The 22,916-nt window shown below is 48.0% G+C and carries 22 protein-coding genes and 1 other RNA gene; 18 read left to right on the forward strand and 5 right to left on the reverse strand.

The genetic code is table 11. The features are described from left to right. Positions 1-41: 41 nt before the first annotated feature. From rpoD to CRG97_RS09195, 5 genes are all read left to right on the forward strand, one after another. A complete protein-coding gene (gene rpoD, locus CRG97_RS09175) occupies positions 42-1,172 on the forward strand; it encodes an RNA polymerase sigma factor RpoD (protein WP_076321292.1) in 1,131 nt (376 codons plus the stop codon). Between the two features lie 266 nt (positions 1,173-1,438). Continuing rightward, complete coding sequence (locus tag CRG97_RS09180; RefSeq protein WP_098742718.1) at positions 1,439-2,197, forward strand: tRNA (adenine(22)-N(1))-methyltransferase; 759 nt, start codon at positions 1,439-1,441, stop codon at positions 2,195-2,197. Continuing rightward, on the forward strand, positions 2,173-3,288 hold the full coding sequence (locus tag CRG97_RS09185; RefSeq protein ID WP_098742719.1) for a Nif3-like dinuclear metal center hexameric protein: 1,116 nt from the start codon (positions 2,173-2,175) through the stop codon (positions 3,286-3,288). Before CRG97_RS09180 ends, CRG97_RS09185 begins: the two co-directional genes overlap by 25 nt. A 153-nt stretch (positions 3,289-3,441) precedes the next feature. Beyond that, positions 3,442-3,848: RNase P RNA component class A (gene rnpB, locus CRG97_RS09190), an RNA gene on the forward strand. 209 nt (positions 3,849-4,057) lie between these two features. Continuing rightward, entirely contained in the window at positions 4,058-4,336 is a 279-nt protein-coding gene (locus CRG97_RS09195) for a hypothetical protein (protein WP_098742720.1), read from the forward strand. A 78-nt stretch (positions 4,337-4,414) separates the two neighbouring features. On the opposite strand, the gene CRG97_RS09200 is transcribed toward CRG97_RS09195, so the two are convergent. Beyond that, positions 4,415-6,340, reverse strand: a complete 1,926-nt coding sequence (locus tag CRG97_RS09200; protein ID WP_098742721.1) for a S8 family peptidase — start codon at positions 6,338-6,340, stop codon at positions 4,415-4,417. A 253-nt stretch (positions 6,341-6,593) separates the two neighbouring features. Between CRG97_RS09200 and CRG97_RS09205 the strand changes: the two genes are divergently transcribed. The 6 genes from CRG97_RS09205 (at position 6,594) to thiI (ending at position 11,295) form a co-directional block, all read left to right on the forward strand. After that, positions 6,594-7,100, forward strand: a complete 507-nt coding sequence (locus CRG97_RS09205; protein ID WP_006209041.1) for a YpuI family protein — start codon at positions 6,594-6,596, stop codon at positions 7,098-7,100. 136 nt (positions 7,101-7,236) lie between these two features. After that, positions 7,237-7,461: a DUF1540 domain-containing protein gene (locus CRG97_RS09210; protein WP_006209042.1), complete on the forward strand. Its 225-nt coding sequence runs from the start codon at positions 7,237-7,239 to the stop codon at positions 7,459-7,461. Positions 7,462-7,529: 68 nt separating this feature from the next. Continuing rightward, a complete protein-coding gene (locus CRG97_RS09215) occupies positions 7,530-7,892 on the forward strand; it encodes a hypothetical protein (RefSeq protein WP_098742722.1) in 363 nt (120 codons plus the stop codon). 150 nt (positions 7,893-8,042) lie between these two features. Then, positions 8,043-8,729, forward strand: coding sequence for a lytic transglycosylase domain-containing protein (locus tag CRG97_RS09220; RefSeq protein WP_098742723.1), 687 nt, complete (start codon positions 8,043-8,045; stop codon positions 8,727-8,729). Positions 8,730-8,899: 170 nt separating this feature from the next. Next, on the forward strand, positions 8,900-10,060 hold the full coding sequence (locus CRG97_RS09225; protein WP_098742724.1) for a cysteine desulfurase family protein: 1,161 nt from the start codon (positions 8,900-8,902) through the stop codon (positions 10,058-10,060). Then, the gene (thiI, locus tag CRG97_RS09230) at positions 10,057-11,295 is read left to right on the forward strand and encodes a tRNA uracil 4-sulfurtransferase ThiI (protein ID WP_098742725.1); all 1,239 of its coding nucleotides are present in this window, start codon (positions 10,057-10,059) and stop codon (positions 11,293-11,295) included. The genes CRG97_RS09225 and thiI overlap by 4 nt, the downstream gene beginning before the upstream one ends. Before the next feature lie 91 nt (positions 11,296-11,386). Here the strand turns inward: thiI and CRG97_RS09235 are convergent, their stop codons facing one another. Further along, positions 11,387-12,079 (reverse strand): TerC family protein, encoded by a 693-nt coding sequence (locus CRG97_RS09235; RefSeq protein ID WP_076320608.1) that lies wholly within the window; start codon positions 12,077-12,079, stop codon positions 11,387-11,389. 129 nt (positions 12,080-12,208) lie between these two features. Here CRG97_RS09235 and CRG97_RS09240 point away from each other — a divergent pair, with 129 nt between their 5' ends. From CRG97_RS09240 to CRG97_RS09260, 5 genes are all read left to right on the forward strand, one after another. Further along, positions 12,209-12,871 carry a TerC family protein gene (locus tag CRG97_RS09240; RefSeq protein ID WP_098742726.1) on the forward strand — a complete coding sequence of 221 codons (663 nt, stop codon included), beginning with the start codon at positions 12,209-12,211 and terminating at the stop codon, positions 12,869-12,871. A 248-nt stretch (positions 12,872-13,119) separates the two neighbouring features. Continuing rightward, a complete protein-coding gene (locus tag CRG97_RS09245) occupies positions 13,120-13,632 on the forward strand; it encodes a hypothetical protein (RefSeq protein ID WP_098742727.1) in 513 nt (170 codons plus the stop codon). Between the two features lie 152 nt (positions 13,633-13,784). After that, complete coding sequence (gene typA / locus CRG97_RS09250) at positions 13,785-15,626, forward strand: translational GTPase TypA (protein WP_098742728.1); 1,842 nt, start codon at positions 13,785-13,787, stop codon at positions 15,624-15,626. Between the two features lie 39 nt (positions 15,627-15,665). Next, entirely contained in the window at positions 15,666-15,959 is a 294-nt protein-coding gene (locus CRG97_RS09255) for a YlaH-like family protein (protein WP_076320612.1), read from the forward strand. Positions 15,960-16,122: 163 nt separating this feature from the next. After that, on the forward strand, positions 16,123-17,232 hold the full coding sequence (locus CRG97_RS09260) for an LCP family protein (protein WP_098742729.1): 1,110 nt from the start codon (positions 16,123-16,125) through the stop codon (positions 17,230-17,232). Between the two features lie 459 nt (positions 17,233-17,691). Here CRG97_RS09260 and CRG97_RS09270 read toward each other — a convergent pair whose 3' ends face one another. Further along, positions 17,692-18,354 (reverse strand): YhcN/YlaJ family sporulation lipoprotein, encoded by a 663-nt coding sequence (locus CRG97_RS09270; RefSeq protein ID WP_098742731.1) that lies wholly within the window; start codon positions 18,352-18,354, stop codon positions 17,692-17,694. Between the two features lie 117 nt (positions 18,355-18,471). Between CRG97_RS09270 and CRG97_RS09275 the strand changes: the two genes are divergently transcribed. Then, on the forward strand, positions 18,472-19,803 hold the full coding sequence (locus CRG97_RS09275; RefSeq protein WP_098742732.1) for a PhoH family protein: 1,332 nt from the start codon (positions 18,472-18,474) through the stop codon (positions 19,801-19,803). Between the two features lie 198 nt (positions 19,804-20,001). After that, positions 20,002-21,255 (forward strand): ABC transporter substrate-binding protein, encoded by a 1,254-nt coding sequence (locus CRG97_RS09280; RefSeq protein ID WP_098742733.1) that lies wholly within the window; start codon positions 20,002-20,004, stop codon positions 21,253-21,255. 32 nt (positions 21,256-21,287) lie between these two features. Here CRG97_RS09280 and CRG97_RS09285 read toward each other — a convergent pair whose 3' ends face one another. Further along, entirely contained in the window at positions 21,288-22,400 is a 1,113-nt protein-coding gene (locus CRG97_RS09285; protein ID WP_098742734.1) for a coiled-coil domain-containing protein, read from the reverse strand. A 255-nt stretch (positions 22,401-22,655) separates the two neighbouring features. Next, entirely contained in the window at positions 22,656-22,892 is a 237-nt protein-coding gene (locus CRG97_RS09290) for a DUF2626 domain-containing protein (protein ID WP_006209059.1), read from the reverse strand. Between the last annotated feature and the right edge of the window lie 24 nt (positions 22,893-22,916).

A 22,916-nucleotide genomic window follows, 5' to 3' on the forward strand; every position in this document is an offset into this window, starting at 1 on the left:
GCCCCGCACATTGCTGTTTCTAGGGAGGAGGGAGTCGAATGATGGCGAATGATCAGCATACTGAACTAGAAACGGAATTTACGCTGGATCAAGTCAAGGATCAGTTGATTGAACAGGGTAAAAAGAGATCCGTATTGAGCTATAAAGATATTATGGAGAAATTATCGCCATTTGATCAGGACACGGAGCAGATGGAAGAGTTCTATGAGCAGCTGGCCGACCTGGGTATCGATGTAGTAAATGAGAATGATGAAGAGGGTACTCACCGGCAATCGGGAGATTCCGAATCCCATGATAATGAGGATTTTGGGTTTGACGACGATCTTTCACTGCCTCCGGGGATCAAGATTAACGACCCGGTACGGATGTACCTGAAGGAAATTGGACGGGTTCCGCTCTTGTCAGCTGATGATGAGATTGAACTTGCCAACCGGATTGAACAGGGGGATGAGGAAGCCAAGCGCCGTCTGGCCGAAGCCAACCTGCGTCTCGTTGTAAGTATCGCGAAGCGTTATGTCGGACGAGGAATGCTGTTCCTGGATTTGATTCAGGAGGGCAACATGGGTTTGATCAAAGCCGTGGAGAAGTTCGATTACAAAAAGGGTTTCAAATTCAGTACGTATGCAACCTGGTGGATTCGCCAAGCGATCACCCGTGCTATTGCTGACCAGGCCCGTACCATCCGAATTCCTGTGCATATGGTGGAGACCATCAACAAACTGATTCGTGTATCCAGACAGCTTCTGCAGGAGCTCGGACGTGAGCCTTCGCCGGAGGAAATTGCTGCAGAGATGGAACTCAGTGTTGAGAAAGTTCGGGAGATTATGAAGATTGCCCAGGAGCCGGTTTCGCTGGAAACGCCGATCGGTGAAGAAGACGATTCCCATCTTGGCGATTTCATCGAGGATCAGGAAGCCCTTGCTCCTGCGGACGCGGCTGCTTACGAGCTTCTAAAGGAACAGCTCGAAGATGTGCTGGATACGCTGACAGAGCGCGAGGAGAATGTGCTTCGTCTTCGTTTCGGACTCGATGATGGGCGCACGAGAACACTGGAAGAGGTCGGCAAAGTGTTCGGTGTTACACGCGAACGGATTCGGCAGATCGAAGCGAAAGCGCTCCGTAAGCTTCGTCACCCAAGCCGCAGCAAGCGGTTAAAGGATTTTCTCGAATAGCTTAATCCACGGACCTTCTGCAGTAACGGCAGCAGGTCCTTTTTTTCGAATTTATGCATCGCATGTATAAGTTTCTTGGTTATGGAATTTCTTCCTGCATTTGTTTTATTGGTCTTTATTTTAGCTCTTTTTCAGACCCATTGCAAATGACCTGGCACAACTTATTTTAACCGGCTTTGCCGGTTTGCAGTTTGGTATCGTCTCTGTTAGGGTAAGGAATAGATCGTGATTTGGACGAAAATATGGAATGGTAAGGTGTGTCAACCGTGAAATTATCAAGAAGATTAACGCAAATACTGGAGAAGATTCCACGCGGCAGCCGACTTGCAGATATCGGTTCCGATCATGCCCTGCTGCCTGTGGCTGCCGTAGAGAGCGGAGCTGCAATTCAAGCGATCGCCGGTGAAGTTAATCCCGGCCCTTATGATGCTGCTGTCAAACAGGTCATCGAATCAGGGATGACGGATGTCATCAGCGTGCGAAGAGGAGACGGTTTGAACGTACTCTCAGCCGGTGAGGCTGACGTCATTACGATTGCCGGTATGGGCGGCAGCTTAATTGCAGCGATTTTGGACCGCGGCATCGATAAGCTGGAAGGCGTCCGCAGGCTGGTTCTGCAGCCAAATGTAGGAGAAGATATCTTGCGCAAATGGCTGTACTCCCATGACTGGGTGCTGATCGAGGAGTTGATCCTGGAGGAAGACGGCAAAATTTATGAAGTGCTGATCGCCGAGCCTTCGCATACAACAGACCTGACGAATGAGCAGGTTTACACGGAAAGGACGATTGGAGACGGTGTCCGGTTATCCACGGACTGGCTTTTCCGTATGGGACCTTGGCTGACGAAGTCCCCGAATCCGGTGTTCTACGATAAATGGAAGTCGGAGATGGAGAAGCTGGGGCATATTCTTCAATCGCTTTCCCGTTCAGATCTCACCACGGCAGCCGATAAGGCGAGTGAGATGCGATCGGATATCGAGTTTATTCAGGAGGTGCTGGCATGCTTGCCAAAGGACAAACGGTAATTCAATACATGGAGCAATTAGCCCCAAAGCACGTGGCCGAACCCGATGACCGAATCGGACTCCAGCTTGGAACATTGCAAAAGGACATTCGCACGGTGCTGATTGCACTGGATGTCAATGATGAAGTGGTGGATGAAGCCATTGAGCTTGGAGCTGACCTGATTATCGCGCATCATGCAATTATATACCGTCCGCTGAAACAACTGCAGACGGATACGCCAATGGGCAAGGTATACGAGAAGCTGATCAAACACGACATTGCGGTATATATAAGTCATACTAATTTGGACGTAACCGAAGGCGGGATGAACGATTGGATGGCGGAAGCCTTGGGAATCGAGAATACGTCGCCTATTCATGACATGCATAATGAACAGTTGTCCAAGCTGGTGGTATTTGTGCCGAAGAGCCATCATCAAGAGGTGCTGGATGCTGTGCTCGGCGCTGGTGCAGGCTGGATCGGAAATTACAGCCACTGTAGCTTCAACATCGAAGGCTTTGGCACCTATGTCCCACGAGAAGGCAGTAATCCTTTTCTAGGTCAGGAAGGCAAGATGGAACGTGCAAATGAGGTTCGGATCGAGACGATTGTTCCTCATGCCATCAGAAATAAAGTGATCCAGGCGATGCTGAAGGCGCATCCTTATGAAGAGGTTGCCTATGATCTGTATGCGATGGACCTTAAGGGTAGATCCCTTGGTCTTGGCCGGGTCGGTAAGCTAAAGGAGCCTAAGACGTTGGCTGAGCTGGTAGACGTGGTAAAAGAGAAGCTGGAAGTCCCTCATGTTCGTGTCGTAGGAGAACTCGACCGCACCATCCGCAAGGCGGCCGTCATAGGGGGCTCCGGAGGACGCTACATGATGAAAGCACTGTTCCGAGGAGCTGATGTGCTGGTAACGGGAGATGTGGATTATCATACGGCACAGGATGCGCTCGCAGCGGGACTTACGATCATTGATCCGGGTCATAATGCCGAGAAGATCATGAAGGTCAAAGTGGCCGAGTGGATGGAACAGAAACTGCAGGAACATAAGTACGAAACCCGGGTTGTCGCTTCCCGCATCAATACAGAGCCGTTCCAGTTCGTTTAAAGAACAGAATTGTAAGACATGGAAAAGTGTTATCTTTTTGACACGTGACCATGAACATTACTTCGTCCAAGCTGGGAAATTAATCAGCTGTTGTTAATGTTTAATGGGTTGTGTACCGCTTCAAATCACTGTATAATATATAATGTTGTCCGGAAAGTTTGACAGACAATCGCTGGCGGCGTCAAAGCCGCGAGAGGAAAGTCCGGGCTCCATAGGGCAGGGTGCTGGATAACGTCCAGTCAGCGCGAGTTGAAGGATAGTGCCACAGAAATGGACCGCCGATGGCCGCCTTAGGGTGGCACAGGCAAGGATGGAACCGAGGTGTAAGAGACCCCGAGGAACGCTGGTGACTTCGTTCCTGGTAAACCCCACCTGGAGCAAGACCTAATGGGACGCAGTCTCCTTCGAGGAGACAGCCTTAGCCCGAGGCGCGTCCGGGTTGGTCGCTGGAGCCGATTAGTAATGATCGGCCTAGATAGATGATTGTCGCTCATGGTGGCAGGGTAGTTCCCGCTATGACCACGAAGAGCACAGAACCCGGCTTACGGAAAGCTTTCCCAACTGAACAACATATTGCTTTACGGATATCGTAACGGTAATAACGCGCATTTTCTTTACATTCCTCATCAGGTGTGTAAAGGAAATGCGCGTTTTTTCATGGGCCTATGAAAATATTGGGAGTTCATCCGCCCTTTAAGGATAATCGTCCATACCAAATAGCCCCTTGGATAATAAGCTATAATCATCAGCGGAAAGGAGATGCAAAAACATGTCTTGTTATAACGAAAATCCATGTCCTCCTGTGTCACCGATAGTGTGCGAACCGATCGTTGTCGTTAGAGACCACTATGTACCGCAAATCGTACCGGTTATTCATCCGATTAAAGTGGTGGATAAGATTCACTGTGTACCTGTAGAAAAACATCTATACACGTATAGCGAAGAAGAGGTTGTTAGCGACAATGTAGGCTATGGCGGAGTTACCGTATCCGGCAAGCGTTCGAAGAAAGCTGCAGTACGTACTAGCCGTTCGCGTCGCAAGAAATAAATGTGATGTCGCTTTGCCTCTGATTATGAATAAAGCAGCTAACGCTATCGAGGCGGAAGCTGCTTTATTTCGTGTATTTTATTCGTTTGAGCTGTTTAATTTGCGAAGCTCCTGCTCCAGATTCCGAAGCGTTTGACCTGGCCACATTTGGAGAGGGACTTCGGGCGCGCCAACCGCTTTCAAGGATTGGAAAATATCAATCTGACCATGACCGTAATATTTATCTTTTCCTTTATCGCCAAGATCGACCGCTTGGTTTATCATGACGTCCATGACTTCCTGATTGGTCAGTTCAGGGTTCAGGGAACGAATGAGACCCGCCATGGCAGCTGCGTGGGGACTGGCCATGGAAGTTCCGGATAGAGCCGCGTATTGATTCCCTGGAAAGGTGCTTGCAATATTGGTCCCTGGAGCAGCCACGTCGATATAATCGCCGTAGTTGGAATATTCCGCCCGTTTCTGATTGGAATCCGTTGCGGCGACGGCCAGCACTTCCGGATAGGCGGCAGGATAACCAGGGCGCTCCGTGTTGTCATTGCCTGAGGCGGCAACAAGGACAACGTCACGGTCATAAGCATATTTCACGGCATCATGCAGGAACTGGGAATCCGCATAGTTGCCTAGACTCATATTGATCACCTTGGCTCCGTGATCCGTGGCCCAAATAATCCCTTCTGCGACGGCATAGGTTGTTCCTGATCCGGATCCGTCAAGCGCTTTGACCGGCATGATTTTGTTGTACCAGCTTACCCCGGCAACACCTTCACCGTTATTGACCAGGGCGCCGATGATCCCGGCCACATGCGTACCATGACCAACATCATCCAAGGGTTGCTTGTCCTTATCTACGATGTTGTACCCTTCCACCAACTGCCCATTCAAATCGGAATGCTGAAGATCCACTCCTGTATCAACGACTGCAATGATCACATCTTCACTGCCTCTGGATAAATCCCAGCCCCGGTTCGTCTCAATGACGGGCAAATTCCACTGATACTGAGAAAACAGCAAATCATTCGGGATATTGACCTGCGCGTTCGCTCCATCCGGTAAGGAATCCGCGTTTACCCTGGATTGATGGGGGCGATCATTGGTTAAATAGATGTAGTGAGGCTCGGTATATTTGGGTTTCCACTTCTGCTCGAAATAGGAGCGGAGTTTAAGGTAGTCCATATCCTTGGAACGAAAAACATAAGCATACCCAAGTTTCCTCGGAATTTCACACGATATTTCCTTAGAGATATCGAGGAGCTGCTGCTGTGACGGCTCATTTTGAAAGGACACTACAATTTCATTTTCGTAAAAGTGACTGGCCTTTTCATTATCATGTCCGGTTTTGACGGTAATGTCGGAGAGGGTATCCGCATGAATGGATTCGACCTTGAATTTTCCTTCCTTCGGGTACGGAATTAAACGCAGATTCCGCTTCTGGTGATTGCTTACTTCATGCAGTATGCCTTGATTAACCAAGGCGGCAGCGCCATATTTGCCATCCTTGGACGGCTCGGCAACAACAAAATAAGGCTGCCCCGCGACATTGAACTTGGGTGAATCATAAGTTTCTCCCCGTTTAAGCTTCTGCTGCGCCATTTGGAAATGATGAGTAATCAAATTTTTATCTTTTTTGCTCATTTTGGGAAGCAGACCCTGTATATCTGTCATTTTGTTTTGCTTAAGGTTATACCACCGTACTTGCTGAAAATGTTTGTGAAACTTTTGTTCTTTTTGCGTATAGGCTTTTATTTGACCTGGGCTGCGCAAAGCGTTATTGTTCAGCATCCTGCGCAGATGACCTTTTGCATCAATACGGTTTAGTTGATCCGTTGCCTGGATATCGCTTTGCATGGTAAAGTGTTTGGCCTTGTTCTCCTCTTGGGGCCTTAAAGGCTGTGCCGGTTCAGCTGTTGGAGCCGGCTGTTTCGAACCGGGGATGAACAGTAAGATCAGAAGCGCGCCAAGAACTGACGCTGCACCTAGGATGCCCCACAGGGTACGAGATTTCACAAGTTTTCCTCCTCGCCGCATTTCATGATTTAAGTAGTCTTAGCGTGGGAAGAGTGAATCCTTTTTATGCGTTCCATTTCGTGATAAAACGGATGTGAGTTCGCAAAATGAAATGTACTAAAAATAACCGTGTAAGTGTATTCATGATAGGGATTTCGTTATCCCGAAATTTGTGTTAGGATAGTACATATTATAACGACCGCCAGGTTATATGACCTGTAGGGTCACGACCATTTAAGGGGGATCTATCGTAATGCCAGCAGACAATCTTCAGAAATTATGCTCAGAGTCCAGAGAAAAGTTGAAATCTGCTATTTCGATTATGGAAACGTTTTTGAATGAACATGCTTTATCCCAATTGGTAACGGAACAGGACGAGGAAACCGTTCATTTTTACAAAGGATTTCTGTCGGATGTTCGCCATTTGCTTGTGTTTTCTGAAGTTTCCTATGAGAAGCTAGGTGTTGTACAGCGTCGCCCTAATTTTGATATCGATTTTGCCGAGAAGGCTTTGTATAATTTGTATCACCGCTGTGTCAACAGTTTCTTCTATCCCAAAAATGAAAGCTATTCTGAAGATGGTCGTTACGCCTATACCGGACAGGATGCGATTCGTTTCCGGAAGAAGCCGGTTCGTCCTGCCCGTGATGTCATTATGAACATTACCAAGATTTATGAAGAGCTACGTGATGATCTTGCTTACTACGAAAGCGATTATTTGACGGAGCGCCGTATGCAATCAGAGAAAAGTCACGCTTAGCATATTAAGGAATACTCAAGAGATGCCAACCATTGGCATCTCTTTTTGCGTTTCGCTGCTTAGGCACCAACTGACAATCGTTCTTGTGCATACCGGCAGTAAACTAAGGAAAAAATGTTGACGAGGTGATGCTAAAATGGCCAACGAAGCCAAACCATTAGTGAAGTGCAGTGTCAGCAATTGCCATTACTGGGGAGAACAAAACTTATGTCATGCCGAGATGATTATGATTGAAATTGACCGTCATGCGAATGTGAAACTCAATGAAGAGTATGGAGCAGAGCCTTATGTAGACGACCATCAGGATGTTGCTGACAAGTCTTCCGAGACCTGCTGTTTGACCTTTAAGCCAAAGGGCTGACGGGAAAAAGCCGGATAAGGTCCTGGTGCTGGGCACTTTAGGATGATGGAAATGGAGGAAGCAAGTTTATGGATAAAAAACATCGTAAGCATAAAATGAAGGTTGTTGAAGGAAAGCGGAACAGGGTAGACTTCCCGCGCAAAGATCACCGTGAAGAATATGCAGCTGAGGTTGCTCCCCCTATGGATGCCTCGGCACGAAGAGCAGACGACGATAAGGCAGACGTCTCTACCGGACGTACTGTCGGATATGTGGGCTTGGTATTGGGCATCGCCTCCTTGTTCATGTGGTCGGTTATCCTGGGGCCCATCGCAGCGGTTGTTGGATATTACGCGTACAGCAAAGGCAGCAGAACGACAGGCGCGTGGTCAATCGGACTCGGCATATTGGCAACGCTCAGTTATTTTATCTTGATTCCTTTCAGTAGATAATTCTTTTTGTAATGATGTGAATATGGGCGAGTCAACCAGAGAGTGGTTGATTCGCTTATTTTTTTGCCGAATAGGTCTAGCAGATTGTTCCAGTTCCATGATAAAATAAAGGACAAGTTTGAAATTTTGCTGCAGAAAGTGAGTTAAACGATGCAAATAGATCCGATATCATGGAAGCAAATGACGGATATACCACAGATGAATACGAATTCCACCGAGTCGGCAACCGGATTTGTCAATGTGCTAAGCAGCTTGCTTACCGAAGATTCCACCTCCAAGCCGGTTGAACGTTCCATGACACAGCTTGCGCCTGGCGTAACCTTTAAGGATGGACTGTTGTGGCAGCAGCTAGGAGCTGTAGATGAATCCGTCTCGTCTATACCAATGGAGGGGGTCGTGCATGACACGGGGGCTACAAAGCCAACAACCTTTGAGGATTTAATTACAGCAGCAGGGGAACGGTATGGAGTGCCGGTATCGCTGATTAAAGCGGTCATCGATGCGGAATCCTCCTTTAATCCGAATGCGGTGTCCTCTGCGGGAGCCAAGGGCCTGATGCAGCTGATGGACGGCACAGCAAGGGGACTTGGGGTAAACAACCCATTTGATCCGGCTCAGAACATCGAAGGTGGTACTAAATATCTGTCCAATCTGATTCAGCGGTTTGGCGGAGAAAAGGCTATGGTACTCGCAGCGTATAATGCAGGTCCAACCCGTATCGCGAATTTGGGTGTATCCAGTGATGAAGAGCTGATGTCTGTTGCTCATGAATTACCTGAGGAAACGCAGGCATACATTAGTAAAGTCATGAACGCTCAATCAAAATACACTTTATAAACCCGCTTGGGGATAAATAGTAACCTGATAGAGGATCAAACGATAAGCGCCACTTTGTCCGATCTAAGATGGAGTGCGGCTTTACCGTTTGGTCTTTTTGTGTAAATATAAAGGTCTGGAATAATAAGTTCTACAACGTGCGATGCGTAAGATGGAAAGGGGAATTTACCTTGATATATTGGGATCACGCTGCAACGACCCCTCCCTATGATGAAGTAGTGGACACGATGGCTGAAATCATGAAAATGCATTATGCTAATCCGTCAGCACTTCATCGTTCAGGCGAGGCTGCCGCTAAACTGCTGAAGAAGGCAAGAGAGGTGTGTGCAGCCGCGCTGAACGTTCAGCCGACGGAGATCGTATTCACATCCGGGGCAACCGAAGGCAATAACATGGCGATTAAAGGGGCTGCGATGCAGTACAGCAGCCGGGGCCGGCATATCATCACGACGGGAACAGAGCATCCTTCCGTATATGAATGCTGCAAACAGCTGGAAACGCTGGGATGGGAAGTGACCTATCTCCCGGTGGATGCCGCCGGCGTGGTGGATCTGGCTGCTTTGACGGAAGCTGTGCGCAAAGATACGGTGCTCGTCAGCATCATGCATGTCAACAATGAGACGGGGGCCGTCCAGCCGCTGGCTGAAGTGGGGCGTATCGTCAAGGAGCGAAATTCACGAACGCTGCTGCATATCGATGGCGTACAGGGATTTGGCAAGCTGCCGGTGACTCTTTCCCAGTGGCAGGCTGACTTATACAGTCTGTCTGCACATAAATTCAACGGCCCGAGAGGAATGGGCGTGCTGTACATTAAGCAAGGCGTGCAGTTGTTCCCGTTGGTATCGGGCGGATCACAAGAGAATGGGCACCGGGCAGGAACGGAGAATGTTGCTGGAGCCGTAGCGATGTCGAAGGCCATGCGGTTATCCAGAGAACGCCAGCCCGAGTTTTATGCAAGGATGACGGAATTAAGGGAGCTTCTGCTCCAGGGCATCGACAAAATTCCGGGATTGGTGTTAAACAGCAGTCAGCAGAGTGCGCCACATATCCTTCATTTTTCGTATCCGGGATTAAAACCCGAGGTGATGGTCCATGCTCTGGAAGAGATGGGCATGCTCGTATCAACCAAATCCGCTTGCTCCTCTAAATTAAGCGAGCCCAGCCGGGTCCTGTTAGCTATGGGGAAGGACATGAACGTTGCTTCCTCCGGAATTCGTATCAGTCTTGGCAAAGAGCACCAGCTGGGCGATGCAGCGCGACTAATCGAAGTCTTGGCAAGAGTTTGCGGGAACCTGCGTCCCATTATAGAAAGAGAGGGTAACCGAAGATGACTTACGATAAACTGCTGCTTCGCTTTGGCGAATTTACCCTAAAAGGCAAAAACCGCAACCGATTCGAGAGATCGGTATTGAATCATATTCGAAGCGTGCTCAAACCGTTTCCGGGAGCAAAAATCGTTAAGGAATACGGCCGCTTGTACGTTGAGCTTAACGGGGAGTCACCCGAGGCTCTGATCCAAGTTCTTAAAAAAGTATTTGGTCTTGTTTCCATCAGTCCGGTTCGCGTATGTCCTTCCGAGCTTGACCGCATTATCGAAACAGCGGTTGATTTTGTGGGACAGAAGGAACTAGCTGACCCGTCGACCTTCAAAGTCAATGCGAGAAGGGTGTGGAAACAATTCCCCCACTCCTCGCAAGAGATGAACCATTTAGTCGGATCGCCTTTGCTGCGGACCTATCCCCAGCTTAAAGTAAAGGTAAAGCAGCCCGATATGGAGCTTCGCGTGGAAATTCGGGAGAACGAGACATATTTGTATTATGAAGTAATCCCCGGCGCCGGCGGGTACCCGATTGGCACGAATGGGAAGGCCATGCTGCTCCTCTCGGGCGGGATAGACAGCCCTGTAGCGGGCTGGTCGGCCATGCGCAGAGGCCTTGAAATTGAATGTGTACACTTCTACAGCTTCCCTTACACGAGCCAACTGGCGAAGGAAAAGGTGATGGAGCTAACCAGGCTGTTATCGGGTTTCACTGGCAAAATCAAGCTGCACCTGGTTCCGTTTACCGATGTGCAGACTTCATTTGTAGGTATCGGCCAGGATAATCTGATCATTACGTTTATGCGAAGAGCGATGTTACGGATTGCTTCCTCGCTTGCGGAGCGGGAAGGGGCATTGGCAATCGTGACCGGGGACAGTCTCGGACAAGTCGCCAGTCAGACGCTGCCGAGTATGAATGTGATCGGCAGAGCCACCGAGCTGCCGCTGCTGCGGCCGCTCGTTATGATGGATAAGAACGATATCATTAATATCGCGATGGACATCGGCACATTCGAGACATCGATTTTGCCGTATGAGGATTGCTGTACGTTGTTTGTGCCCAAATCGCCCACCACCAATCCGAATTTGAAGATCATCGAGAAGGTGGAGGCTTCCATTACCGAGCTACCCGCACGGATCCAAGCAGCGATTGAAGGTACGGAGACTGTGATCATAACCCCGGACAGTAAAATCGGCGAGCTAGGCGAGAAGCATGCGGAGCCCGTGGTAAACGAAGACTGGTTCTAATCGAGTATCAAGCGAACGTCAACATAAACAACACCCCAAAGCTTCTTGGAAGCCTTGGGGTGTTGTTTATATCGCGCGTATTGAGTTTCAATTATGACTGGGTAGAAGACTTGCGGCGCCCGGCAGATCTCTTTCTCAGATGTCCTGCAGTCAGCACACCGATAATGATGGCAGCTATGAAGAGATATTTTATAAGTTGATGCGCTTCGAAATATCCCAGAAAATGCTTCTCCTCGGTAATCATGGAAGACGCCGTGTACGCAAGCACCGCAGAGCCTACATAGATAATCCATGGGAAACGGTTGATCAGTTTGATAAACAGGGTGCTGCCCCATACCACAATAGGTACGCTGATGAGCAGGCCTAGCGTTACAAGGATCACATTGTGTTTAGCTGCGCCTGCAACAGCAATGACATTGTCCAGACCCATAGCAGCGTCAGCTACAATGATGGTACGAATGGCAGCGCCAAGGCTTTTGCCGGCTTTTATATTGTCGTGGTCATTATTGTCGTCGGTCATCAGCTTGTAGGCAATGCCAATCAGGAGTACACCTCCCACAAGCAGCAACCAAGGGATGTTAAGCAGCCAGACAACGAGGATGGTGGCAATGATACGAAGAATAACAGCTCCGGCAGTGCCGTAGATAATTGCTTTTTTCTGGGTTTCCTTCGGAAGATTACGTGCTGCAAGACCGATCACAATGGCATTGTCCCCGGCCAAGATCAGATCCAAAAAGACAATGTTGATTAATGCAAGAAAAAATTCAGCGGCTGTGGTTTCCATGAATGTCACTCCTCTTAGAATACGGTTCCACCATTAAACAAAGTGGATTAATTATAGGCCTATTTTTCCGGTTGTGCAAGCATAGCCTGGACCATTACCACATATGTGTAGAGTGGGGGTGTTGTTCTAGTGGAGACGATTTTTTTGTTGGGACAGATATTGATGATCAACCTTGTACTCAGTGGCGACAATGCCCTGGTTATCGCGATGGCCAGCAAAGACCTTCCCGAAATACATCGCAGACGGGCGGTCTGGATCGGGACTGCAGGGGCTGTTCTCTTACGGTGTATTCTAACTTTTTTGGCGGTGTTGCTGCTGAAAATCCCATTTTTGCAGGCTGGCGGCGCATTACTGTTGATCTGGATCGCAGTCAAACTCATGATGCAAAAGGAACATGATCATGCAAGCTTGGCCAAAGCTTCAACGATATGGGCCGCTGTCAATACAATTTTGGTTGCCGATTTCGTGATGAGCCTGGATAATGTCTTGGCCATTGCGGGGCTTGCAAAAGGCGATCTTGCCTTGATTGTCATCGGAATATTATTAAGCATTCCCATCGTTGTATGGGGAAGCGGGATGATCTCAAGCCTGCTTCACAAGTTTCCCGTGCTGCTTTACATAGGTGCCGGTATTCTAGCTTTTACAGCAGGCGAAATGCTCATACAGGATTCCCGTGTAGGGCTGATTCTGGCTTACTGGATGCCTTATGCCCACAGTCTGCTGCCAATTGTTATTGCAGGTGCTGTCGTTCTCATTGGCGGATTACAGACGGTAAGACGGCCCGGTATGTAAACGGGATTTTACTTCAACAGCCTATTCGCGTAAGCGGGAGTGTTAAATCAAAAAAATGGACGACTGTCTTGTGCAGTCGTCCATTTTTTGTTAGCTTCATGCAGGTATATGGGACTGGTCTAGGTTATTTCAAGTGGAACAAGCTCGGGATATGGTTTTTTTTGTCGGTTTGGGCTAAAATTAACGTAACTGCTTCTTTTAGAAATCGCTATTTTTGGTGATACATATATTGAAGAGAGGGTGATCAAATGTCCTCCAGAAAAGATTTGGCGTTGGGTATATTCATCGTTGTTGCTGGAGTCGTTATTTTGCTCGGTAAGCTTGGTGTGTTTGGATTTCTGGGAAGAACGTTATGGCCGCTCGTCCTGCTGCTACCGGGTATTTTTTTGCATATCATGTTTTTTGGTCGCCGTGCCTCTGCCGCAATTCTAATTCCAGGCGGTATTCTGACGGTATATGGCCTTCTGTTCTTCATATGTAATATCGGGGGATGGGGACTGATGGCTTCATTATGGCCTGTGCTAATTCTCGGTGTGGCTGTCGGCTTGTATGAATATTATCTGTACGAGAGCCCGCGACCTGGTGCAGCGCTGCCGGTTGCGCTTGGACTGACGGTGCTTTCCGTTTTGATATTCATCTTCACCTGGCTTGAGACAGGGGCGTTCTACATTATTGCCCTGATCTTAATCGCAGCGGGCATTTGGATCATCTTTGGCCGCAATCGTTCCGGGCGCAATAATAAATGGAGCAGAGGCTGGTAATTGGTAAGAGGTAAAAGTTGCTGGAAGTTTTCTGAAAAGACTTGATTTTCCCGCTCGTTTACCTATATTATAGGATGTATGTTGAAGCGTCGGCATGTCGTCCGGCGCTTTCTTTGTGGCTCATTCGAACAGAAGGGATTTGAGATATATTTATGCAATCAAGAGATCAGATTCGCAACATTGCCATTATTGCTCACGTTGACCATGGCAAAACAACACTTGTAGACCAACTGCTGCAGCAGTCCGGTATTTTCCGGGAGCATGAGACGCTGCAGGAACGCGCGATGGACTCCAATGATTTGGAGCGCGAACGCGGAATTACCATCCTAGCCAAGAATACGGCTATTACGTATAAAGATTTCTTGATTAACATTGTGGATACACCTGGACACGCCGATTTCGGTGGTGAAGTTGAGCGTATTATGAAAATGGTCGACGGCGTTCTGCTCGTTGTTGACGCTTATGAAGGATGTATGCCTCAGACCAAGTTTGTGCTAGGTAAAGCTCTTGCACATAACTTGACTCCAATCGTCGTTGTGAACAAGATTGACCGTCCGGCCGCCCGCCCAGCAGAAGTGATCGATGAAGTGCTTGATCTGTTCATTGAGCTTGGTGCGAATGACGACCAACTGGACTTCCCCGTTGTATATGCATCAGCCCTAAACGGTACTTCAAGTATGGATCCAGAGAAGCAAGATGATAACATGCTTGCTCTTTACGAGACCATTATTGACCATATCCCATCCCCTACTGAGAAAGTGGACGAGCCTCTTCAGTTCCTCGTTACCTTGATGGATTACAATGAATATCTGGGCCGTATTGCCGTCGGCCGTGTGAACCGCGGTATCATTAAGCAAGGCCAACCGGTTACCGTTATGCTTCGTGATGGTTCCACCAAGAGTGCCCGTATCGAGAAGCTGTTCGGCTTCCAAGGATTGAAGCGGATCGAGGTTGCTGAAGCAGGTGGCGGCGACATCGTGGCGATCGCAGGTATCAAAGACATTAACATTGGAGAGACCATTGCGGATCCACAGAATCCGGAGGCATTGCCTGTCCTTAAAATTGATGAACCAACCCTGCAAATGACGTTCCTTGTTAACAACAGTCCTTTTGCCGGACGCGAAGGCAAATGGGTAACATCCCGTAAGCTGCGTGACCGCCTCTTCAAAGAACTGGAAACGGACGTAAGTTTGAGAGTGGATGAGACGGAGAGCCCTGATGCCTATATCGTATCGGGACGCGGTGAACTTCACCTCAGTATTTTGATTGAGAATATGCGTCGTGAAGGTTATGAGCTTCAGGTATCCAAACCAGAAGTTATCGTTAGAGAAATTGATGGCGTCAAAATGGAGCCGATCGAACGTCTTATGATCGATGTACCAGAAGAAAGCATGGGTTCTGTTATGGAAAGTCTCGGAACACGCAAGGCTGAAATGGTGAACATGGTGAATAACGGAAATGGTCAAGTGCGTTTGGAATTCCTGATTCCCGCTCGCGGACTTATCGGTTACCGTACCCATTTCCTGACCTTGACACGCGGTTATGGCATTATGAACCACGCATTCGACAGCTACGGTCCGCTTATTGGCGGTCAAGTGGGTGGACGTCACCAAGGCGTGCTGGTTTCCACGGAGAACGGATCTTCAACGTTCTATGGCATGATGTCGGTGGAAGACCGCGGTACCCTGTTCCTGGAACCGGGAACTGAGATTTATGAAGGTATGATTGTCGGGGAGCATACCCGCGATAACGATATCGTCGTTAATATTTGTAAAGAGAAGCAATTGACCAACGTTCGTTCGGCAACGAAGGACGACACGGTTAAATTGAAAACACCGATTATTTTCTCACTGGAACAAGCGCTTGAATACTTGAACGATGACGAGTATTGCGAGATTACGCCGAAGTCCGTTCGTCTTCGCAAGAAGATCTTGAACAAGAGTGAGCGCGAACGTGCAGAAAAACATCGTAAAATGGCGCAAGCAAATCTATAATAGATAGAGATCTACTTGTCCAAAAGGAGTGAACCTATCATGCAAGAATGGTTTGCCTCGCACCCACTCATCTCTTATATCGTGATTTTTGTGCTGATCACCTACGTTTATAACAAGGTATTCCGGGTGAAGCAGAAGCTCCCTCTGTTGAAGGAGATTCTCCTGTATATCTTGATGGCCTTGGGCTCGGCGATACTGCTTGTGTTTCAGATTGATAAGCTGCCGATTATCCAGTGCTTGTTAGTAGCTGTGGCATTGATGCTGATGGTGCGTATTCGATATTTTGTTGAAGATCGTCAGAAGAAGAAGGCTCAAACCGAGCCGAAGTCATAAGCTTTGTAGAAATTTAGCAACTCAGGTAACAACCATACGGCAACTTTTTGTCAGTCCCCATCGTTTATAAGAGAGAGAAGTCAACCAAGGTCCGGTAAATGCTTCGAAATTTGAAGCGTTTATCGGACATTCATCTAATTTGAATGAAATAAGGTGTTATGATATGAATCCTACTCATACCAATCTCCCTCCGAGAGCCAAAAGTGGGGGGAAGGGCAAGAAACAGCCAGTTCCAAAAAAGAAAAAAAGCGCATGGAAATCATTTTTTAAATTCATTCTTATCGTCTTGTTAATCGCAGTAATCTCTGCAGCAGGTTATGCCGGGTACTTGCTCTTCAAGGGCAATGAGATCATTGAGAAAAGCGGGATTGATAAACCTGTAGCTCCAGGACAATCTGCAAAAGAAAAACCGATTACGGTGCTTCTCTTGGGAACGGATCATCGCCCGGAGACGGGGACTTACTTGACGGATGTGGTCATGGTTGCCACCATGCATCCGGAAACTAATACGTCGACGCTGGTTTCTCTGCCGCGGGACACGCTGATTGAACTCGAAGGATACAAAGCGAGTAAACTGAACGCTTATTATCCAAGGTTTAAAGCGGCCTACAACGCTGCGGAGAAAAAGGCACCGGGCAGCGGCATTCCAGCTGAAGAAGAAATGAAAGTCATGATGAGCAAGTATCTTGGCGTTAATATCGACTATGTAACGGTTATTGATTTCCAGGGATTCCGTGATGTGGTGGACACCTTTGGCGGCGTAGATGTTAACGTTCAATACAATATGTGTTACCGCGATACGGCCGACGGGACCGACATTAACCTCACTGTGGGTCCTCAGAAGCTGGATGGCAAGAAGGCGCTGGATTATGTTCGTTACCGTAAATCGAGTAAAAGCTGTTCGCCGAAAACGAAGGAGTCAAGCGATTTTGAACGTAATGCTCGCCAAAGCGAAGTATTGCATTCCCTGCTCGATAAGATGAAGACGCTTGGAGGCGTTGCAAAGGTGGGCAATGCTCTGGATGCGGTCAGCGATAACATGACCACTGATTTCGAGCAGGAGCAGATTCGAAATTTGATTGCGACTTATTATGATATCGGAAAAGATGATGTGAAATTCATGCCGGTTACAGGCAATTGGAAGAGCCCTTATGTATATATAAGCAGCAGCGAGCTGGATGCAGCCAGACAAGCGCTGCAAGACGAGCTTGCCGGCAAGCATAACGCTGGCGAGCAGCAGGGGACAGAAGCGGATTCTGCAACAACTCCGTGACAATTGAAGGCAAGTTTTATTGTATGCTATAATACAATGTATCAGATGGAGATCATTGTACAGGAGGCCGAAGGCATGTCCTACCTTATGATGCATACGACACAACCATTGATCTGTAATCGGCAGACTGATTACTCTGCCCATGCATTTGTGCGAGCAGATTCCATTTGGGGATGGGAGCCTTTCAGATGTCATCCTTCTGATTCCATGTCTTCTCAGGCGTGTTCATTCGACATGGGTGTCAATTTCACACCGAACAGGCTACAGAACTCTGAATATGATACGGGTCATGTCACTGGCGAAGCAGAAATGCTCGTTAGTGGCGTTGTTATGACCTTAAAAAAAGCCCAGTGAGCTTCACTGGGCTTTTTTGTATGAAATTTGGAACTAGGTGACGGACAAACTCGGGTAATGACAGGATTTGTCTTCTGCTGATTAGCGAGTTCACCCTCAAGTTGCCTATTTATTATGGTGTGGATTGGCTGGTACATGGCCTCGGTTATTCGGTTTTACCGTTTGAGTACCGTTTTGCTGTACATTCCCGTCTCGCGGCGTTACATCTTTAGGCAACTGAGGAATGATGCGGCCTACGATGTCAGCGAGTTCACTGGCAAGTCCTGAAACAGGATGACCCTCCTGAATATGCCGGCCAAGATCGGCAATCCGGTTTGCAACGTCCAAATCAGCGGTAACAAGTGCATTGGCACCTGCCGGATCAGATTGAAGGGCTTCCGCGACTGTGTATTTAATGGTTCCGACTTCCGCACGATCTAAATTTCCATCTACATTCAGCCCGACGACAGCCGTTTTGCCCATGACAACACAGTTCGCGTTTTTAACGCCGGGCACCCTCTCGGCAAGTGATTTCAGGTGATTCGCGGTTGTAGCGTCGACTTGTCCGTTGTTATCATTTATGTTGCCGACTCGTCCCGTATTCGTGTTATCCGGAGTTGTGCCCTCTACATTGTTAGGGGTATAACCTCTGTTTCCATTCATGTTGCGGACACTGTTAGCAGTAGTTCCATTGGTTTTACCACGAGGAGAGGGTGATGCATTGTGATTGGCGGTCCCGCAGCCTGCGAGCAACAACACCGTTAGCATTATGGATAGAGCAGCTCTCATAGATTGATCTGTCCTTTCGTAGTATAGTTCACTAAATGACTCCAGTCGCTACGCTTATTATGTCCGGGACGGAAAGGTTTATGTGTGTACCTGATGAAGAAGCAGTGGAGGGATAAGATGAAAAAAATATTTGTGCTGGATACGAACGTATTACTTCATGATCCTCAGTCGATTTATGCATTCGATGAGCATGAAGTCATCATTCCTGCGGTGGTTCTTGAAGAGATTGACTCGAAGAAGCGAAATGCGGATGAAATCGGCCGCAACGCCCGTACGGTCTCCCGATTGCTTGATGGGATAAGAGAACAAGGTCATCTTCATGACGGGGTTCTTCTGGAGAATGGCGGGACATTGAAGGTTGAGCTTAATCATCGCAGCTTCGTCAAGGTACAGGAGTTATTTAGCGAAGCATCCAACGACAACCGGATATTGGCTGTCGCGTTAAATTATAAATTGGAGGAGGAGCCGAAGGAGGACGGAAGACTCGTCGTTCTGGTCAGCAAGGATGTGCTTGTTCGAATTAAGGCCGATGTGCTCGGATTAACGGCAGAGGATTATCTATCGGACCGTACAGCCGATCCCAGTGAATTGTATCCTGGATTCTCTACCCTAAAGGTTCACCCTTCGGTGATTGATGAATTCTACAGCTATCGTTATTTGCCGATTAAACCTCTTCAATTGTCTTATCCGCTTTATCCGCATGAATTTGTTATTCTGAAGGATGAGATGGGGTCAGGAAAGTCTGCCCTCCTTCATGTGAATGAGGATGCAACTAGATTGGAGCCCCTCCATTTAAGCAATGAACCTGTTTGGGGCATCAGCGCCCGAAATGCCCAACAGCGTATGGCGATTGAGCTTCTTCTGAATGACGATATTCCGCTAGTCACCATTACCGGGAAAGCCGGAACGGGAAAAACCTTGTTGGCTTTGGCAGCAGGCCTTTCCAAGGTGGAGGATGAGCATAAATACAAAAAACTGCTGATTGCGCGTCCGGTCGTTCCGATGGGGAAGGATATCGGTTATTTGCCTGGGGAAAAGGAAGAGAAATTAAGACCATGGATGCAGCCGATATATGACAATCTGGAATATTTGTTCGACACCAAAAAATCGGGTGATATTGATAAAATATTGATGGGACTCGGCAGCATCCAGGTGGAAGCCCTGACTTATATCCGGGGCCGCTCGATACCCGGTCAGTTCATCATTGTGGATGAGGCTCAAAACTTATCCCGTCATGAGGTCAAGACGATTGTTTCCCGGGCGGGAGAAGGGAGTAAGGTGATCCTGATGGGAGATCCGGAGCAGATTGATCATCCTTACCTGGATGCTGTAAGTAATGGGCTGACCTATGTGGTTGAACGCTTCAAGCAAGAAAATCTGAGCGGGCATATTACGCTGACAAAAGGGGAACGATCCAAGCTGGCTCAGCTGGCTGCCGACTTGTTGTAATCATATATTTCCCGAGAAATGATACCGCAAAGTAACTTGTATGATAAAGACTGTTCAAGACTCATAGGACAGTCTTTTTTCCTTCCCATCGTTAATTAGTAAAATCTGGACTAGATAATTAACAAAAAAGATAGGACAAGAGCACTAGAAGTTTGGTAAAATAAGGGCATGCGACTATTGAAGGAGTGAAGATGGGATATGAAGCGGAAGAAATATTGGTTCTTATTTGCCATTTTACTGTTGTCTTTATCCAGTTTATCTCCCAGCTTTGACTTCACTCACCATACTAGACGAGAGCCCCCGGGGGATGAACCGAATCCTCCGCAGCAAAGACCGGAGGTACCGGAGACTGATCTGGGCCCGATCAAGGTCGGTGTTCAGTTAAACACGGATGAACTGAGACAACTTAAAGCTCTTAATGAGCGTTTTATGGAAGAGACCGGTGCTGAGATTGAAATCACGCCTCTGGAAACGAGTGAAACACAGAAAGAGTCGTTTCTGCTCGAGATGTCCCTTGGTGAAGGACCTGATATTGTATTAACGGATTCATACTTTATTAAAGCGCTTGCAATGAGTGGCTGCTTACTGCCTGTTGATGCTTCTCAAGGCACAATGCCAGGCGAAGATATCTTGAATGGTCTTCTGCCGTCGCTGCAGTGGAACGGGTATCAATGGGGAATGCCGTTTGATATAGACCCCTATATTATGACTTGGCAGACCAAGGGAAAGGGCGGCGAACCATTTAAAGTGCCAGAGAGCCGTCAGGCGTGGCAGGAATATTTGGAGCGGCATAAGGTAAGCCCTGTCCTCTCATTTGACTGGAATGATCCTTATGCTTTCGGTGCGGCGGTTCATTTGCTCGAAGGTGATCCCTCCAAGCCGGATCAAGAGGTCCTCGATATGCTGATTCGCAATCATGGAAGAGTGACAGAATCAGCGCAAGGATCGACAGAGGCAGACGTTAATGGCCAAGAGTCGACCATCTCCGGTAAGGTGGAAGCAGCCGTGTTCATCCAGCCGTATTCAAGCTTTTCAGATCAAGAGGCCGATGGAGTGTCGCTTGCATTGGCGATGGGGAAGGCGCATCTTGATACGCCGGTTGTCCGAACTCGAAGTTTTGCGGTTGCCGCACACACGGAATCATCGGCGCTTGCCATGAAATGGATTACGTATATGACTGGCAAAGCGATGCAGCGTGAATGGAGCAGAGCGGCAGGAACGCTGCCCGTTATTTCCGAGTTGTATGTCATGGGTACAAACCTAAGTGATCGGGGCATTTGGCAAAAAGCGGCCGTTCCAGCCCAGGTGCTGCTCTCTCGAAATGAGCCGGCCGCTTTGAATTTTGGTGATTCGGAAGGTTTTCAAACATATGGCCAAGCAGCAAATCGATTGCTGCTTGGCGAAATCACGATCCAACAATATATGGAATTGTACTCGTCTCCTCAACCTTAAAAAAGCTGCCCAAGTGAAGGGCAGCTTTTTTTCTATAAATCCAGCTCCATCTTGACCACTAATCTTTGATCTTGGCTGGATACCTGCGTTGCTTTTAAGAAAGACACCAACTGTTTAGGATAAAAATTCATGTCGAATTCGTCCTGCAGGGCTTTGCGCGTGGTGTCAGGCAATTCCAGCCGATTGAACACGAGTTTGTCGACTTGAAACATGATGGCATTCTCCGGTTCGTTGATCACGGTGTATTTTCCTTCAATCAGCAGCGACAGATTTCCACTCTCACCGGAAGCTATTACTTTTCCGTCGTCAAAGTGGAAAGCAAAACTGTTAAAGATTTCATCTTCGGATCTTAAAAATGCGTTGAGATCGTCTTCATGGATATCGATGGTGTACTCCTTGCCGTTTGTTTTCAGCATATTCTTACTTCCTTGGACGAATTGCGGCAAGTTTTCCATGGCGTTAGCCAGAGCCTGGAAGTGCCGCTTTACTTCGTACAGCCCCACGTTCTCCCAATAAAGGGTGAACTCCTCAATCAACTTCTTCATGGCATCCGGGTTGCCGCTGGCTGTCAGTGCTCCGTCAACCCGCTGTTCAAGCGCCAGCACTCGTTCACGCTGTTTGACAAGGCTGTCCTTTACTTCGGCGAGCTGAGTTGTATTGCGTGCCGCTTCAGCCTGGGCGGAGGCAAGGGAGCGGTACTGATTCTTATATACCGCAAGTGTATCCCGGTCATTTTGAATGATCATATCGTAAAAGTCCATGATCCGGAATAAACCGGCTAAGTCTTTTGCAGACAACAGCATAAAGAATAAATGATCCCGTTCACCCATGTAATAAGACCGAAGAACAGCACCTGCCCGATCGCGCCGGTCTTCGATACGCAAGCCCATATCCTGAATTTTGATTTGCAGTTCGCTCTGAAGTAGCTGCAATTCGGCGATGCGTTTGGTTATCCGTTCGATTTCATGGTCGATCTCCACGATGGAGAGGCTGTCCTCCAGAAGTTTGCGCGCCTCGTCCGAATCAGGCATAACCGGGCTTACATCCTGCTCGGAATATACCAGAGCGGGAGTCCCTATGAAGCAGAATAACAGGGTTATACACAGCATGACCGGGAGGAGAGTTTTTTTTACTCGTACATTCAAACGGGAGTCCTCCTTGAATGGTTGTTAGTCGAAAGGAATCCAACCACTGTCTGTCCCTTCATTTTAACCAATATATGACGTATACGACTTAATTATCAACCTTCAGGCACTAAAAAAGCGATCCGGTCGCTAAAGCACCTGATCGCTCTTTTAAGTACTCTCGTTCTCTAATTGCAAGGAAAATCCACCAGCGGGCCTCTGTTTGTCCAGGTTGAGCGCCGGTGGATTTCAAGCATCGCTTGCATCATTTACCTATTAGAGTGGTTTGCCCATAATGAAGACCGTCCAATAGCTAAAGCCTGTGAAGGTCACGATCATATAAGCCCAGAAGAGAAGAATATAGGTTCTCTCCGTGAATTTCAAATATCCCAGGATCACGAAAAATGCAGTCTGCAGGAAGAAAAGCAGTGCCATTTCAATATGATCTCCGGCAAAGGCCATCAACCCGATAGTGAGGGTGAAAAAGCCAAGGACTCGAAACATCCGTGCCACGATTATATCCTCCTCTCGTATGTA

This window comes from Paenibacillus sp. EZ-K15, assembly GCF_002573715.1.
GTDB lineage: Bacteria > Bacillota > Bacilli > Paenibacillales > Paenibacillaceae > Paenibacillus_AQ.

Bases quoted from the DNA above. Each gene is read 5' to 3' on its own strand.
- rpoD (WP_076321292.1), top strand. From the start codon at position 42: ATGGCGAATGATCAGCATACTGAACTAGAAACGGAATTTACGCTGGAT.
- CRG97_RS09185 (WP_098742719.1), top strand. From the start codon at position 2,173: ATGCTTGCCAAAGGACAAACGGTAATTCAATACATGGAGCAATTAGCC.
- CRG97_RS09195 (WP_098742720.1), top strand. From the start codon at position 4,058: ATGTCTTGTTATAACGAAAATCCATGTCCTCCTGTGTCACCGATAGTG.
- CRG97_RS09205 (WP_006209041.1), top strand. From the start codon at position 6,594: ATGCCAGCAGACAATCTTCAGAAATTATGCTCAGAGTCCAGAGAAAAG.
- CRG97_RS09210 (WP_006209042.1), top strand. From the start codon at position 7,237: ATGGCCAACGAAGCCAAACCATTAGTGAAGTGCAGTGTCAGCAATTGC.
- CRG97_RS09215 (WP_098742722.1), top strand. From the start codon at position 7,530: ATGGATAAAAAACATCGTAAGCATAAAATGAAGGTTGTTGAAGGAAAG.
- CRG97_RS09220 (WP_098742723.1), top strand. From the start codon at position 8,043: ATGCAAATAGATCCGATATCATGGAAGCAAATGACGGATATACCACAG.
- thiI (WP_098742725.1), top strand. From the start codon at position 10,057: ATGACTTACGATAAACTGCTGCTTCGCTTTGGCGAATTTACCCTAAAA.
- CRG97_RS09235 (WP_076320608.1), bottom strand. From the start codon at position 12,079: ATGGAAACCACAGCCGCTGAATTTTTTCTTGCATTAATCAACATTGTC.
- CRG97_RS09245 (WP_098742727.1), top strand. From the start codon at position 13,120: ATGTCCTCCAGAAAAGATTTGGCGTTGGGTATATTCATCGTTGTTGCT.
- typA (WP_098742728.1), top strand. From the start codon at position 13,785: ATGCAATCAAGAGATCAGATTCGCAACATTGCCATTATTGCTCACGTT.
- CRG97_RS09255 (WP_076320612.1), top strand. From the start codon at position 15,666: ATGCAAGAATGGTTTGCCTCGCACCCACTCATCTCTTATATCGTGATT.
- CRG97_RS09260 (WP_098742729.1), top strand. From the start codon at position 16,123: ATGAATCCTACTCATACCAATCTCCCTCCGAGAGCCAAAAGTGGGGGG.
- CRG97_RS09270 (WP_098742731.1), bottom strand. From the start codon at position 18,354: ATGAGAGCTGCTCTATCCATAATGCTAACGGTGTTGTTGCTCGCAGGC.
- CRG97_RS09275 (WP_098742732.1), top strand. From the start codon at position 18,472: ATGAAAAAAATATTTGTGCTGGATACGAACGTATTACTTCATGATCCT.
- CRG97_RS09280 (WP_098742733.1), top strand. From the start codon at position 20,002: ATGAAGCGGAAGAAATATTGGTTCTTATTTGCCATTTTACTGTTGTCT.